The sequence below is a fragment of the Pseudomonas sp. KCJK8993 genome (assembly GCF_046230915.1).
GTDB classification, from domain to species: Bacteria; Pseudomonadota; Gammaproteobacteria; order Pseudomonadales; family Pseudomonadaceae; genus Aquipseudomonas; species Aquipseudomonas piscis.
The window spans coordinates 1-13,847 of the sequence record NZ_JBJJLO010000080.1 but is presented as its reverse complement, the minus strand read 5'-3'; the positions used below and the strand labels follow the sequence as shown (position 1 = coordinate 13,847).

14 protein-coding genes are annotated in these 13,847 nt (G+C 63.8%); 8 read left to right on the top strand and 6 right to left on the bottom strand.

All coding sequences use genetic code 11. From position 1 onward, the window contains the following. The first annotated feature begins 34 nt into the window (after positions 1-34). Positions 35-442, top strand: coding sequence for a hypothetical protein (locus ACK6AU_RS22150; RefSeq protein ID WP_409301382.1), 408 nt, complete (start codon positions 35-37; stop codon positions 440-442). 93 nt (positions 443-535) lie between these two features. Here the strand turns inward: ACK6AU_RS22150 and leuA are convergent, their stop codons facing one another. The 4 genes from leuA to ACK6AU_RS22130 form a co-directional block, all read right to left on the bottom strand. Next, positions 536-2,215 (bottom strand): 2-isopropylmalate synthase, encoded by a 1,680-nt coding sequence (gene leuA / locus ACK6AU_RS22145; RefSeq protein WP_185698561.1) that lies wholly within the window; start codon positions 2,213-2,215, stop codon positions 536-538. Positions 2,216-2,592: 377 nt separating this feature from the next. Next, positions 2,593-3,414 carry a M23 family metallopeptidase gene (locus ACK6AU_RS22140; RefSeq protein WP_185698560.1) on the bottom strand — a complete coding sequence of 274 codons (822 nt, stop codon included), beginning with the start codon at positions 3,412-3,414 and terminating at the stop codon, positions 2,593-2,595. A 3-nt stretch (positions 3,415-3,417) separates the two neighbouring features. Next, positions 3,418-4,797 (bottom strand): exodeoxyribonuclease VII large subunit, encoded by a 1,380-nt coding sequence (gene xseA / locus ACK6AU_RS22135; protein ID WP_409301380.1) that lies wholly within the window; start codon positions 4,795-4,797, stop codon positions 3,418-3,420. Positions 4,798-4,844: 47 nt separating this feature from the next. Further along, positions 4,845-5,741, bottom strand: a complete 897-nt coding sequence (locus ACK6AU_RS22130; protein WP_185698558.1) for a LysR family transcriptional regulator — start codon at positions 5,739-5,741, stop codon at positions 4,845-4,847. Between the two features lie 101 nt (positions 5,742-5,842). On the opposite strand from ACK6AU_RS22130, the gene ACK6AU_RS22125 reads away from it, so the two are divergent. From ACK6AU_RS22125 to ACK6AU_RS22105, 5 genes are all read left to right on the top strand, one after another. Next, positions 5,843-6,613, top strand: coding sequence for a sulfite exporter TauE/SafE family protein (locus ACK6AU_RS22125; RefSeq protein ID WP_185698557.1), 771 nt, complete (start codon positions 5,843-5,845; stop codon positions 6,611-6,613). Between the two features lie 131 nt (positions 6,614-6,744). After that, positions 6,745-7,293, top strand: coding sequence for a sugar ABC transporter ATPase (locus ACK6AU_RS22120; protein WP_185698556.1), 549 nt, complete (start codon positions 6,745-6,747; stop codon positions 7,291-7,293). 162 nt (positions 7,294-7,455) lie between these two features. Next, complete coding sequence (gene guaB / locus ACK6AU_RS22115) at positions 7,456-8,931, top strand: IMP dehydrogenase (protein WP_185698555.1); 1,476 nt, start codon at positions 7,456-7,458, stop codon at positions 8,929-8,931. Between the two features lie 90 nt (positions 8,932-9,021). Then, a complete protein-coding gene (gene guaA, locus ACK6AU_RS22110; protein ID WP_185698554.1) occupies positions 9,022-10,599 on the top strand; it encodes a glutamine-hydrolyzing GMP synthase in 1,578 nt (525 codons plus the stop codon). Between the two features lie 283 nt (positions 10,600-10,882). Beyond that, positions 10,883-11,626 (top strand): M24 family metallopeptidase, encoded by a 744-nt coding sequence (locus tag ACK6AU_RS22105; RefSeq protein WP_409301376.1) that lies wholly within the window; start codon positions 10,883-10,885, stop codon positions 11,624-11,626. 12 nt (positions 11,627-11,638) lie between these two features. Here the strand turns inward: ACK6AU_RS22105 and ACK6AU_RS22100 are convergent, their stop codons facing one another. Beyond that, complete coding sequence (locus ACK6AU_RS22100; protein WP_185698552.1) at positions 11,639-12,085, bottom strand: GNAT family N-acetyltransferase; 447 nt, start codon at positions 12,083-12,085, stop codon at positions 11,639-11,641. Between the two features lie 228 nt (positions 12,086-12,313). On the opposite strand from ACK6AU_RS22100, the gene ACK6AU_RS22095 reads away from it, so the two are divergent. Further along, positions 12,314-12,592 carry a hypothetical protein gene (locus ACK6AU_RS22095; RefSeq protein WP_185698551.1) on the top strand — a complete coding sequence of 93 codons (279 nt, stop codon included), beginning with the start codon at positions 12,314-12,316 and terminating at the stop codon, positions 12,590-12,592. Between the two features lie 5 nt (positions 12,593-12,597). Next, positions 12,598-13,119: a DNA-binding protein gene (locus tag ACK6AU_RS22090; RefSeq protein ID WP_409301373.1), complete on the top strand. Its 522-nt coding sequence runs from the start codon at positions 12,598-12,600 to the stop codon at positions 13,117-13,119. A gap of 12 nt (positions 13,120-13,131) precedes the next feature. On the opposite strand, the gene treR is transcribed toward ACK6AU_RS22090, so the two are convergent. Continuing rightward, on the bottom strand, positions 13,132-13,836 hold the full coding sequence (gene treR, locus ACK6AU_RS22085) for a trehalose operon repressor (protein ID WP_409301398.1): 705 nt from the start codon (positions 13,834-13,836) through the stop codon (positions 13,132-13,134). Positions 13,837-13,847 lie beyond the last annotated feature (11 nt).

The window sequence follows — 13,847 nt, the reverse complement described above, 5'->3', positions numbered from 1 at the left end:
GGCCGATAGGGCATGAATCCAGGAGGAATCATTCATGACCAGCATCAACGCCAATACCATCAATCCTTATCCCCCGGCCGCGCCGAAAGTCCGCCTCAGCGGGGCTGAAGAGCCTACGGCCCGCTCGCTGGCGCCAGCCGCCAGGATCGAGCAGGACGAGGATAAGGCGCTGCGGGTCAATTCCGCCGACGCCGGTATCGATGCGGTGAAGGGCGGAGGCGATCCGGTCAAGCAACTGCAAAAACAGATCGAGCAGACCCAGAAGATCCTCGAGCAACAGCAGGCGCAGCTGGCCAGTACCGAGAAGCGCCAGGCCAGCGATGAGCAGAAGGCCCAACAGGTCATGGAGCTTCAGGCCCAGATCGCCCAGACCAGCAGTACCTTGCAGGTCCTGCAGGCGGCGTTGCTGCAGGCCATGTTCAGCGTCGACGTGCATGCCTGACTGACTGGCGGCAAGCATCGGCTTTGCCGCCCAGAGACAAAAAGGCCCCGGGGAGCGCGACTCCCCGGGGCCTTTTACCTGGCGCGTGTCGGGTCAGGCGGCCTGGGCCTGACGTTCGCTGAGGGCGCGGTTCAGGGCGCTGAACAAGGCCTTGAAGCTGGCGGTGGTGATGTTCTCGTCGATGCCCACGCCGTGCACCGCACGTTCACCGTTGACCCGCAGCTCGATGTAGGCCGCCGCCTTGGCGTTGGTGCCCGCGCCGATGGCGTGTTCGTTGTAGTCCATGATTTCCACCGGGACCGGCAGGCCGGCCACCAGCGCTTCCAGGGCGCCGTTGCCCTTGCCGCGCCAGTGCAGGTTGGTTTCGCCCTGGCCCTTGCTCGCGACTTCCACTTCCACCGAGCTGTGGCCGTTCTCTTCCTGCAGGCGATGGCTGACCAGCGCGTACGGGGTGTTGGCCTGCAAGTACTCGCTGTGCAGCAACGCGTGGATCTGCTGGGCGGTCATCTCCAGGCCGAGGCGGTCGGTTTCCCGCTGTACCACCTGGCTGAACTCGATCTGCATGCGGCGCGGCAAGCTGATGCCGTATTCCTGTTCCAGCAGGTAGGCGATGCCGCCCTTGCCCGACTGGCTGTTGACGCGGATCACCGCTTCATAGCTGCGGCCGATGTCGGCCGGGTCGATCGGCAGGTAGGGTACTTCCCAGACGCCATCGGCCTGCTGCTGGGCGAAGCCCTTGCGGATTGCATCCTGGTGGGAGCCGGAAAAGGCGGTGTGGACCAGGTCGCCCACATAGGGGTGACGCGGGTGCACGGGAATCTGGTTGCACTCTTCCACGACCTTGCGCACACCGTCGATGTCGGAAAAGTCCAGCTCGGGGTCGATCCCCTGGGTGTAGAGGTTCAGGGCCACGGTCACCAGGTCGACGTTGCCGGTGCGCTCGCCGTTGCCGAACAGGCAGCCTTCGACACGGTCGGCGCCGGCCATCAGGCCCAGTTCGGTGGCCGCTACGCCGGTACCACGGTCGTTGTGGGTGTGCAGGCTGATGATCACGCTGTCACGACGGTTGATGTTGCGGCAGAACCACTCGATCTGGTCGGCATAGACGTTCGGCGTCGCTACTTCGACAGTGGCTGGCAGGTTGAGGATCACCTTATGAGTTGGAGTTGCGTTCCACACTTCCACCACGGCGTCGCAGACTTCCTTGGCGAACTCCAGCTCGGTGGCGCTGAAGGTTTCCGGCGAGTATTCGAACTGCCACTGGGTTTCCGGTTGCTGGGCGGCGTACTTGACGAACAGCTTGGCCGCATTCACCGCGATGTCCTTCACCCCGGCCTTGTCCTGGTTGAAGACGATGCGGCGGAAAGAAGGGCTGGTGGCGTTGTAGAGGTGGACGATGGCCTTCTTCGCCCCGCGCAAGGACTCGAAGGTGCGGGCGATCAAGTCTTCACGGGCCTGGGTCAGCACCTGGATGGTGGTGTCTTCAGGGATGTGACCGTCCTCGATCAGGGTGCGCACGAAGTCGAAGTCGGTTTGCGAAGCCGCCGGGAACGAAGCCTCGATTTCCTTCACGCCGACCGCCACCAGGGTCTTCCAGAAACGCAGTTTCTTGACCGCGTCCATCGGTTCGATCAGCGACTGGTTGCCATCGCGCAAGTCTGAGCTGCACCAGATCGGCGCGCTGGTGATGGCCTTCGATGGCCAGGTGCGATCCGGCAAGTTGATGGTCGGGAACGCACGGTACTTGGAGGACGGATCTTTGAGCATGGTCATGGCGAAATCCTTATGGTCCGGGCCGAAAAGGGGCGGCCTGCCGGTGAGTCAAGAATGAATTGTTGACGCAGGGGGATGAGGCACCGCGGTTCAGCCTGGCAGTCGTGCGCTGACGAGGCAGAGGCTCCGGTGTTGACGACGCTGAATGAGGGTATGAGAGGTTTTCATGTGCTCAACCCTAACTATTGGGGTCAGAGATGGCAAGCAACTAAAAAAAATTGAGAGGAATACTCGAATTTTAAAAAATGACGAGATTTTATTCTGTTCGATGGTTTTTTGTTTTGTATGGATTGCGCAGTCCGCGCGAGCTGCGCAATCCCCGGGTCAAGCACCTTTGTCTTGATAAGACCGGCGGCAACCGGCCCGGCGAGGGCCGATCAGGGTTGGAAGGCGCCGATGAAGATCGCCGGATCTACCCGTGCGTCGTTCAGGCTGACGTTCCAGTGCATGTGCGGTCCGGTGGCCCGGCCGGTGGAACCCACTTTGCCCACTACAGCGCCGCGGGCCAGGGATTGGCCGACCTTCACGTCGATCTTCGACATATGGCAGAACATGCTGATGAAACCCTGGCCATGGTCGACGAACACCGTGTTGCCATTGAAGAAGTAGTTGCCGGTGAGAATCACCTTGCCCGCTGCCGGGGTCTTGATCGGCGTGCCTGCCGGCACCGCGAAGTCCAGGCCCGAATGCGGATTGCGTTCCTCGCCGTTGAAGAACCGACGCACGCCGAACTTGCTCGACAGCGGCCCGTTCACCGGCTTGTCCAGCAACAGGTTGCTCGGGGTAGTGGCGCTGAAGCTGCGGTAGGCGCGCAGTTGTTCGGCCAACTCGGCATCGATGCGCTTGAGGTCCGCGGGGTTGGGATTCACCTGGCGCTGGTTCTTCAGGGTGATGTGCTGCTCCGGATACTTCTTGCTGCCGACCACGAAACCCAGGTTGCGGTTGGCGCTAGTCAGTTGCTGGGCCCCGGGCTTGACCGTCAGCGGGATGCCGACAATCGCCAGCCAGTTGGCCTGTTCCTTGACCACCAGCACCGGCTTGCCCTGGTAGCTGGCCTTGGGCGCCTGGGTGGCTTGACCCAGGTCGATCACCGCCACCCCGCCGGGCACGGGTTTGTTCAACAGGCGGGTGATATAGCTATCGGCCTGGGCATTGCAGGCCAGGCACAGCAATAGCAGGGAACAGAGCAAACGCGGCATGGATCAGTCCAGTAGGGAAAGGGTGACAGGCGTCAGGTGGTTGTCCTCGACCCGCACTTGCAGTTCGCCTTCGCCCAGGCGCGCGGTGAGGCGCTGGCCGTTGCGGGTTTGCGCGGCGGTGCGGATGGCCTGGCCGCGTTCGTCGAGGAGAATGCTGTAGCCCCGGCCCAGGGTCGCCAGGGGGCTGACCACGTGCAGGGTCTGCATCTGGCTTTGCAGTTGCAGGCGCCGGGCCTTCAGGCCTTCGCGCATGGCTCGGGGCAGGCGTTCGGCAAGGCTGTCCAGGCGTTGGCGCAACAGCGCCAGATTGCGTCCCGGATGCTGGGCGCCGAGGCGGGTCTCCAGGCGGATCAGGCGTTCGCGGCGGGTATTCAGGTTACGCTCGAAAGCCCGGCGCAGGCGCATGTCCAGGTCGTCCAGGCGCTGTGCCTGCTGGCGCAGACGCTCGCCCGGATGGCGCAGGCGCCGGGCCAGGCCATCCAGGCGCAGGCGCTCGCGCAGCAAGCGGTCGCGCATGCGCATGACCAGGCGGCGGTGCAGGCTGTCGACCCGCCGTTGCAGGTCGCTGGCGTCCGGGGCCAGCAATTCGGCGGCGGCAGAGGGCGTGGGCGCGCGGACGTCGGCCACGAAATCGCTGATGGATACGTCGGTTTCATGTCCGACGGCGCTGACGATCGGTGTCACGCAGTTCGCTACGGCCCGAGCCACCGGCTCCTCGTTGAAGCACCAGAGGTCTTCCAGGGAGCCGCCGCCGCGGGCCAGGATCAAAGCGTCGAAGCCCCGGGCATCGGCCAGTTGCAGGGCCCGGACGATCTGCGCCGTGGCTTCGCGGCCTTGCACTGCGGTAGGGATCAAGGTCAGCGCGACTTGAGGCGCGCGGCGCCGGAAGACACTGATGATGTCGCGAATCACCGCCCCCGTAGGCGAACTGATGATGCCGATGCGCTGGGGGTGGGCCGGTAGCGGCCGCTTGCGCTCGGCGCTGAACAGGCCTTCGGCGCTGAGCTTGTCCTTCAAGGCCTCGAAGGCCAGGCGCAGGGCACCGTCGCCGGCCGGTTCCACGGTGTCGAGAATCAGCTGGTAGTCGCCGCGTCCTTCGAACAGCGAGACCTTGCCCCGGACCTTGACCGCCAGGCCGTCCTTGAGCGCCTGGCGCACCCGCGCGGCATTCTGCCGGAACAGTGCGCAGCGCACCTGGGCGCCGCTGTCCTTGAGGGTGAAGTACACGTGGCCGGAAGCCGGACGGGCGAGGTTGGAGATCTCGCCCTCGACCCAGATATTGCTGAACACGTCCTCGAGCAGCACCCGGGCGCGGCCGTTGAGCTGGGTGACGGTGAGGACTTCGCGGTCCAGTCCGAGTCGTGCAAAGGGATCTTTAATCATGGGGCGCAGTTTAAAGGGCTGTTTCCCAATGGGCCAAGGCAAATTGCTTATAGACAGTCGCGAAAATGCTCGACGAACTGCGCCACCAGCGGCGTGGGTTCCTGGCGGCAGGCGAGGGCGATGACACTCTGGCAATCGCTATCGACCAAGGGCAGGAAATGGATGTTGGCCGGGGCTATGTCCTGCATCGACTCGGGCAACAGGGCGATGCCGAAGCCGGCCTGGATCAACTGTAATTGGGTGGTCTTGCGCGACATCACCCGCGCCGCCTTGGGAAAGAAGCCCTGGCGCATGCACAACTCGGCCGAGAGGTAGCTCAAGCCACCACGCTGGGGATGGGGAATGGAGATAAAGGCTTCGTCGCGCAGTTGCGCCAGGTCGATCCCCTTGGTCGGTGGGTCGAGGGCCAGGGGATGTGTCGGTGGCAGCGCCACCAGCAAGGGTTCGCTGAACAGCGGTATGACCTGTACGCCTTCGCGCTGGCGCAACACTGGCAGGCGCAACAGGCCGACGTCCAGGCGGCCCTCGGCCAGTTCCTCCAACTGCGCTTCGGAGGACAGCTTGACGATGTCCATCGAGGCTCCGGGGCATTGCTGCAGATAGTGGCTGATCCCCCGTAGCAGGCGCCCGCTCATGGGCACGGTGCTGGAGTGGCTCAGGCGCAGGGTCCCCAGTTGCCCCTGGCCGACCTGGGTCGCCAGTTCGCCGGCCTTGTGCAGTTCGGTCAGCAGGTTGCGGGCCTTGGGGAAGAACGCCTCGCCGGCGGCGGTCAAGCGTGGCAGGCGAGCGGTGCGCTCGAACAGCGGGGTTTGCAGCAGGCTTTCCAGTTCCTTGATCTGCCGGCTCAGGGCCGACTGGGCGACGAACAGACGTTCAGCCGCAGCGCTGAAGCTGCCGCATTCGGCGATTTCCACGAAGTAGCGCAGTTGACGGGTTGAAATCACAAGTCATGCCTTTTTGCGATGAGTGGGTGGCTGCGACGATATTAGTCGCAAGACTCGCCCCTGGCTAAAGTCCTGGGATAAAGGTCTAGGAAGTGGCGGTAATGAGTCTGTTCGTTGAAGGATTGAACCAGTGGGCGTTCGGGCCGGGTGCCTGGCTGGCGATCGGCTTGGGCATTGCCCTGGCCTACATAGTGTTCGGCATCGCCGGTTTCGGCACGGCCCTGGTGGCCGGGCCGATCCTGATCCTGTTCATGCCCCTGTCGAAGATCGTGCCGTTGTTGGTGCTGCTGGATTTCATCGCCGCCTTCGGCAACCTCCTGCCATCGCGCAAGGACGTGGCCAAGCACGAATTGCTGCGCTTGCTGCCCTGCATGGCGGTGGGCTGTACCTTGGGAGTGGTCTTCCTGCTCAACCTCAAGTCCGATGTGTTGCTGCTGCTGATGGGGATGTTCATTTGTGCCTATGCCATCTACAGCCTCTGGGTGAAGGTCCGTCCGGCGCAGATGGCGGCCGGTTGGTCGGTGCCCGTGGGCATCGTGGGCGGCCTGTTCGGCGCCTTGTTCGGCAGTGGCGGCTTTCTGTATGCGATCTACCTGAACAGCCGGTTGCCCAAGGACCCGGCCCGGGCGACCCAGAGCGCGCTGATCAGCTGCAGTACCGTGGTACGCCTGAGCCTGTTCGCCCTGGCCGGGGTCTACGCCGAGGTGCCGTTGCTGTTGCTGGCGCTGTGCTTGTTGCCGGCCATGGTGCTGGGGTCGTGGATTGGCCGGCGCTTGGCGATGAAACTGTCCCGGGAAACCTTCGTGCGCCTGGTGACCTGGCTGGTACTGGCCAGTGGCTTTGCCCTGATCGGCCGTTACTTGAGCGCTTGACCTGCAAGGATCAGGGATTAAGCTGCCGGCCCTCGGCGCTGCTCGTCGCCGAACCGGCTTCTACACTTGGGTGATGGGGTCGGTTCGCCGGCGCTGCGTTTTCCCTGTCCCTCGACGCTCCAGGCTGGACCATGAATTCCCAAAGCATCCTCGTCCCGAAAATCTCCACGCTGCCGGTGCATGAGCCCCGGGCCCGTGCCATCGTGCGCTGGCTGGTACGCAAGAATATCGTCGAGGAAACCCTGACCACTTGCGGGCGCACCGGCAACCGCATGGGACATGCCATCGCGCCAGGCGCCCGGGACGTGGTGCTGCATCCTGAGGCGCTGCCATTCGGCGAACCGGTCAATGGCCTGGAGATCATCACCAAGCGCTGCATCTATACCCCGACCAAGGGCTTCCTCGCGGAGGCCGGTTGCGCCGAGTGTCGCCAGGAAGTCGGTGAGGCCTTGTTCGAAAGCCTGGAAGACTGGATGCCCGGGCACACCGACAACTTCACCTGTCCCGAATGCGGCCATGAAGACGACATCAACGGCTTCCTGTTCCTCCAGCCGTGCGGGTTCTCCAACTTGGGCTTCATCTTCAACAACTGGACCGAAGCGGGCTTCAAGCAGAGCTTCATCGATGAGTTCGCCGACTGGCTGGACCAACCGATGAGCTGGGTCAAGGTCCAGTTGTAGTTTCTTGGCCAGGGCGCCCGGTTGGCCGGGTTGGTTCCGGCCAGCAGGGCAGGCGTTCTCCATCCATCACTCCAACGATATTAGATCGAGTTTTACATTGAGCCCGGCAGGCGGTCTGAGTATAATGGCGCGCTTCCATTTTCCCGCCTGGGAGCCCCCGCGATGCTGCGTATCAGCCAAGAAGCCCTCACCTTCGACGACATCCTCTTAGTGCCCGGTTATTCCGAAGTACTGCCTAACGAAGTCAGTCTAAAGACCCGTTTGACCCGTGGCATCGAGCTGAATATCCCACTGGTTTCCGCCGCCATGGACACCGTCACTGAAGCCCGTCTGGCGATCGCCATGGCTCAGGAAGGCGGCATCGGCATCATCCACAAGAACATGACCATCGAGCAGCAAGCTGCCGAAGTGCGCAAGGTCAAGCGTTTCGAGGCCGGTGTGGTCAAGGACCCCATCACCATCGAAGCCGACGCCACCGTGCGCGACCTGCTCGACCTGACCAAGACCCACAACATCTCCGGCGTGCCGGTGCTGCACAACGGCGACCTGGTGGGCATCGTGACTTCCCGCGACGTGCGTTTCGAAAGCCGCCTGGAAGTCAGCGTCCGTGAGGTGATGACCCCCAAAGAGCGCCTGGTCACCGTCAAGGAAGGGGCCGTCGCCGACAAGTCCGCCGTCCGCGAGCTGCTGCACAAGCACCGCATCGAGCGCGTGCTGATCGTCGATGACGCCTTCGTCCTCAAGGGCATGATGACCGTCAACGACATCGAGAAGGCCAAGGCCTATCCGCTGGCCAGCAAGGACGACCAGGGCCGCCTGCGCGTCGGCGCCGCCGTCGGCACCGGCAAGGACACCGGCGAGCGTGTTGCGGCCCTGGTGGCTGCCGGTGTCGATGTGGTGGTAGTGGACACCGCCCATGGCCACTCCAAGGGCGTGATCGATCGCGTTCGCTGGGTCAAGGAGAACTACCCGCAAGTGCAGGTGATCGGCGGCAACATCGCCACCGGCGCCGCCGCCAAGGCCCTGGCCGAAGCCGGCGCCGACGCGGTCAAGGTCGGCATCGGCCCGGGCTCGATCTGCACCACCCGTATCGTTGCCGGTGTCGGCGTGCCGCAGATCAGCGCCATCGCCAACGTGGCTGCGGCACTGGAAGGCACTGGCGTGCCATTGATCGCCGACGGCGGCATCCGTTTCTCCGGCGACCTGTCCAAGGCCATCGTCGCCGGTGCGTCCTGCGTGATGATGGGGTCGATGTTCGCCGGTACCGAAGAGGCGCCAGGCGAAGTCGAACTGTTCCAGGGCCGTTCCTACAAGGCCTACCGCGGCATGGGCTCGCTGGGTGCCATGGCACAGGCGCAAGGCTCTTCGGACCGCTACTTCCAGGACTCCTCGGCCGGTGCCGAGAAGCTGGTTCCGGAAGGTATCGAGGGCCGCGTTCCCTACAAGGGCGCACTGGCCGCGATCATCCACCAGCTGATGGGCGGCCTGCGTTCGTCCATGGGCTACACCGGCAGTGCGACCATCGACGAGATGCGCACCAAGCCGGAGTTCGTGCGCATCACCGGTGCCGGCATGGCCGAGTCCCACGTCCATGACGTGCAGATCACCAAGGAAGCACCCAACTATCGCGTAGGCTGATAGTGATCGCCTTCGGGCGATCGACGAATCTAGTAACCGGGGCTGTGTTTTTCAGCCCCGTGTCGTTTCTGAAATTAGACGAGACTGACCATGGCCCTCGACATTCATGCTCACCGCATCCTGATCCTCGACTTCGGTTCCCAGTACACCCAGCTGATCGCCCGTCGCGTACGCGAAATCGGCGTGTACTGCGAACTGCACCCGTTCGACATGGACGATGAAGCGATCCGCGAATTCAACCCGCGCGGCATCATCCTGGCCGGTGGCCCGGAGTCGGTCCACGAAGCCAACAGCCCGCGTGCACCGCAGGCGGTGTTCGACCTCAAGGTCCCGCTGCTGGGCATCTGCTACGGCATGCAGACCATGGCCGAGCAAATGGGCGGCAAGGTCGAAGGTTCCGAGTTGCGCGAGTTCGGCTACGCCCGTGTTGACGTGGTCGGCAAGAGCCGCCTGCTGGACGGCATCGAAGACCACGTCGACGACGACGGCGTACTGGGCCTGGACGTGTGGATGAGCCACGGCGACAAGGTCACCCAGATGCCGGGCAACTTCCATGTGCTGGCCAGCACCCCGAGCTGCCCGATCGCCGGCATGTACGACGATGCCCTGGGCTACTACGGCGTGCAGTTCCACCCGGAAGTGACCCACACCAAGCAAGGCGGTCGCATCCTGTCGCGCTTCGTCCAGGACATCTGCGGCTGCGAAGCCCTGTGGACCCCGTCCAACATCGTCGAAGACGCCGTTGCCCAGGTTCGGGCGCAAGTGGGCTCGGCCAACGTCCTGCTGGGCCTGTCCGGCGGTGTCGACTCCTCGGTGGTCGCCGCGCTTCTGCACCGCGCCATCGGCGACCAGCTGACCTGCGTATTCGTCGACAACGGCCTGCTGCGCCTGCACGAAGGCGACCAGGTGATGGCCATGTTCAAGGAGAACATGGGCGTCAAGGTGATCCGTGCCGACGCCGAGAAGCAGTTCCTCGACAACCTGGCCGGTGAAGCCGACCCGGAGAAGAAGCGCAAGATCATCGGCCGCACCTTCATCGACGTGTTCGATGCCGAGGCCAGCAAGCTGGAAAACATCCAGTTCCTGGCCCAGGGCACCATCTACCCCGACGTGATCGAGTCGGCTGGCGCCAAGAGCGGCAAGGCTCACGTGATCAAGTCGCACCACAACGTCGGTGGCCTGCCGGAGGAAATGAACCTCAAGCTGGTCGAGCCGCTGCGCGAACTGTTCAAGGACGAAGTGCGCAAGATCGGCCTGGAACTGGGCCTGCCGTACGACATGGTCTACCGCCACCCGTTCCCGGGCCCGGGCCTGGGCGTGCGTATCCTCGGTGAAGTGAAGAAGGAGTACGCCGACATCCTGCGTCGCGCCGATCACATCTTCATCGAAGAACTGCGCAAGGCCGACTGGTACCACAAGACCAGCCAGGCGTTCGTGGTGTTCCAGCCGGTGAAATCGGTGGGTGTGGTAGGCGACGGCCGTCGCTACGCCTGGGTCGTGGCCCTGCGCGCGGTAGAGACCGTGGACTTCATGACCGCTCGTTGGGCGCACCTGCCGTACGAGCTGCTGGAGACCGTCAGTGGCCGGATCATCAACGAGATCGAAGGCATCTCCCGCGTCACCTACGATGTGTCGAGCAAGCCGCCAGCCACCATCGAGTGGGAATGATCCCCTGCGGCTTGCCGCAACAGATAGCGTCATGAGGCGGCCAAGCCAAGGTTGATCCGCCCGAAAGGCCCCTGATTGCAAGATCAGGGGCCTTTTTCATGGCGGCGCAGTACCTGGCCAGAAGCTGGCAACGAAAAGGGCTATGGATATGAGTTGGCTGAACAAGCTGTGCAGTGCCTTGGGCCTGGGAAGTGGGCATGCCGCGCCGGAGCCTGTTGGGGCATTAGCGAGTCATGAGCGCCTTGCCGAAGGCAATCGTCGTGCGTTCGAACGGATAGGCAGGTTGCCTGAAATAGAGATCGTGGCCGAAGAGAGACGGCTTGCGGTCCAGGTGACGCAGATCCTCCAGTCGCTCAAGCCGTTGATCCGTGAAGGCATATCGGGGCTGGAACTGCAGGAACAAGCCTTGCAACAGATGCACGAGCGCCAGTTGTTGCCCGCCCTGGTGGGCTTCCAGGGCTATCCGGCGGCGGTACCGGTTTCGGTCAACGCCCAGCTGATCAGTTGCCCGCCCACCGATAAACCACTGCCGGCCAGCGCCCTGGTCAAAGTGGAGATCGTGGTGTCTTCGGACAAGGGGTATGGGGTGCAGTCCTGGACCTTCGCCACGGCTGGAGCCACTGCCGAGCAACGACGTTTGTTGGCAGGCGCCAGGCTGGCCCTGGAGCAGGGGCTTGGCCAGGTGTGCGCCGGCACGCCGGTCAACGCCATCGGTGCAGCCATCCAGAAAGTGCTGGATGCCCAGGGCTTGAGTGCCGTGGCCGAATACTGCGGTTACGCCATGGGCCGCCAGCGCATCCAGCCACCCCAGGTATTGGGCTACCGTGTCGATGGGCCGTCGGAACCGATGCGGGTAGGGCAGGTGCTCAACGTCCAGGTGTTGGCCAAGGCCGGGACTTCGAAGATTCGCGTGCTCTGCGGTGGTTGGCGCGTGCTGGCCCAGGATGGCAACGATGGCGTGGTACTCAGCGCCATGGTCCGGGTCACCGAGGAGGGCATGGAGCGCCTGAGTGGCCTGCCGGACTGAGCAGGTTGCCGGTCAGTGCTGGCGTCGATGCCGGTAGGTGAGCATTTCGTCGTCGGGACCCGGTGCCGTGCACGGCCAGCCCAGGGCGGCAAAGAACCGGCATGCAGGCAGGTTGTCGGGCATGACGTAGGCCATCCAGCTATCACCATGCTCCCTGGGTTCGATAGCCATCACCGCCCTGAGCGCCCGTTGGCCTATGCCTCGGCGCTTGAGTGCCGGGTCGACGGCGATATCGGTGAATACCCAGGCCCGTTCGACGGGGTGGAAGCTGATGCCCAGCACCGCCACCAGCCGCTCGTTCTCGAAATAGCTGTACTGCATGCCTTCCTTGTCCCCGAGTACGGCGGCCAGCCAGTCTTCATCCATGGGGCCCAGTTGTTCGTTGAGTGCCGGGTCTGCGTACCAGGAGCGGTACTGGACAAAGTCGTCCCGGGTAAAGCGCCGAATCCTCGGATTCATCAGTGGGTTTTCCTGTGGGCGCTCACCGTGGACGGGGCGCGGGCTGGCATTTGTGTTGCCGCAGGTTGGCAAGGGCGGTTTTTTCGCGTCCAGGCAACATCGAGAAAGACATGGGCGGCGGCTGTTCTTCTCCGGCTGTGTAACCTCGATGGCCCCCTCTGTCATCCGTCCCGAGGAAGGTGGGCGGGGGCGCAAGCCTTGAATCGCTGAGCATACTGGAGGCCACGGATGGCTCGTGCAACACATCCCGAGCAGGAAATTGAAATGGCCCTGCGCTACGCCCAGTGGCAGGGCTGGCGGATCGAAGTCGGTGGCGAGCAGGCCTGGGGAATGATCTGCTGCCCCCAGGAGCCGCCGCTGTGCCTGTGCGGCGAGTTTCGCCGCGCCACGGTCTGGCGTTGGCCCAAGTGCCCGAACGGGCATGCCCGGGCCCTGTGCCGGTTGATCGATAACTGCACCCTGCACCAGTTGCGCCGAACCGGGCCCCTGGCGCCAGGCCTGGAGTGAAGGATATGGAATACCTGTTCACCCTCGATTACCGCTTGCCGGCCCGGGACTGCGATCCATGGCAGGTGGCCGAGCGCCTGGGCGCCGCCGGTTGTACCGATGCCTTGTTGGGCTGCGGCGTCAGCGGGCGCCTGGCGCTGGAGTTCCGGCGCGAGGCGAGCAATGCCCAGCAGGCCCTGTTCAGCGCCCTGGGCGAGATCCGGCAGGCCCTGCCTGGGGCGCAACTGGTCGAGGCCGGACCGGATTTCGTCGGCCTCGATGAAATCGCCGGGATCGCCGGCCTGTCGCGGCAAGACATGCAAAGGCTGATGCTCAACCATGACGACAGCTTTCCCTTGGCCATTCATCAGGGCCAACCCTCGTGCTGGCACCTGGCGCAGGTCCTCGACTGGCTGGATGGTCACGGCGGTCGCTGGCGCGGACATCCGGTAACCGAGGTGGCTCGGGTGGCGCAACAGGTCAATCTCGCCCGGCAGGTGCGGTGCATCGGGCCGTTGAACGCCGAACTGCTGGCGCTGCTGGGTTGATCGCTCGCCGGCTCAGCGCCGCGCAATGTCGGAGAAGTAGAACTTGTCCAGGGTATGGCGTGATTCGGTGTACTCGAACTGCCGGCCATCCTGGAGAAAGGTCTGGTTGCTGACCACGATCACATGGCTCTGGCCGTCCAGGTCGAGCAACTGCTGGTCGTCCTTGCTGCGCGGGCTGGCCTCGATGGTGCGTTGGGCGTAGCTGATGTTCAACTGCAGGATCTGTTCGATATAGGCGTAGATCGAGTGCTCGGCGATTTGCCGGTCCAGCCCCGGAATCAGCTCAGCGACGAAGTGGTTGATGTCGAGGATCACCCGCTTGCCGTCGATCCGCCGTACCCGCTTGATCCGGGTGATCAGGCTGCCTTCTTCTGCCTGCAGGTGCGCTCGCAGCGAGCCTTCGAGAGGAAACTGGCTGAACTCCACCACCTCGGTGCGAACGTCATCCCCCAGCCGTGGATAGGTTTCCTGGAAACTGACGATGCCACCCAGCTGGAACTCGATGGGAGCGCAGGAGAGCACGAAGGTGCCCTTGCCATGGACTTTCTGCGCGAACCCGCGTTCCTGAAGCAGTTCGATGGCCTTGCGTACAGTGCCGCGGCTGGCCTGGTAGCTGTCCATCAGTTCGGTTTCCGAGGGCAGGCGGGCGCCGCGTTCCAGGCGTTCGGTGGGGATGCTGGCGAGCAGATCGCTGTAGATCCGGTTGTATTTGCTCATGTGTGGGCTCT

Excerpts from the sequence above, each read along its gene's own strand:
- ACK6AU_RS22150 (WP_409301382.1), top strand. The coding sequence starts at position 35 with ATGACCAGCATCAACGCCAATACCATCAATCCTTATCCCCCGGCCGCG.
- leuA (WP_185698561.1), bottom strand. The coding sequence starts at position 2,215 with ATGACCATGCTCAAAGATCCGTCCTCCAAGTACCGTGCGTTCCCGACC.
- ACK6AU_RS22140 (WP_185698560.1), bottom strand. The coding sequence starts at position 3,414 with ATGCCGCGTTTGCTCTGTTCCCTGCTATTGCTGTGCCTGGCCTGCAAT.
- xseA (WP_409301380.1), bottom strand. The coding sequence starts at position 4,797 with ATGATTAAAGATCCCTTTGCACGACTCGGACTGGACCGCGAAGTCCTC.
- ACK6AU_RS22125 (WP_185698557.1), top strand. The coding sequence starts at position 5,843 with ATGAGTCTGTTCGTTGAAGGATTGAACCAGTGGGCGTTCGGGCCGGGT.
- ACK6AU_RS22120 (WP_185698556.1), top strand. The coding sequence starts at position 6,745 with ATGAATTCCCAAAGCATCCTCGTCCCGAAAATCTCCACGCTGCCGGTG.
- guaB (WP_185698555.1), top strand. The coding sequence starts at position 7,456 with ATGCTGCGTATCAGCCAAGAAGCCCTCACCTTCGACGACATCCTCTTA.
- guaA (WP_185698554.1), top strand. The coding sequence starts at position 9,022 with ATGGCCCTCGACATTCATGCTCACCGCATCCTGATCCTCGACTTCGGT.
- ACK6AU_RS22100 (WP_185698552.1), bottom strand. The coding sequence starts at position 12,085 with ATGAATCCGAGGATTCGGCGCTTTACCCGGGACGACTTTGTCCAGTAC.
- ACK6AU_RS22095 (WP_185698551.1), top strand. The coding sequence starts at position 12,314 with ATGGCTCGTGCAACACATCCCGAGCAGGAAATTGAAATGGCCCTGCGC.
- ACK6AU_RS22090 (WP_409301373.1), top strand. The coding sequence starts at position 12,598 with ATGGAATACCTGTTCACCCTCGATTACCGCTTGCCGGCCCGGGACTGC.
- treR (WP_409301398.1), bottom strand. The coding sequence starts at position 13,836 with ATGAGCAAATACAACCGGATCTACAGCGATCTGCTCGCCAGCATCCCC.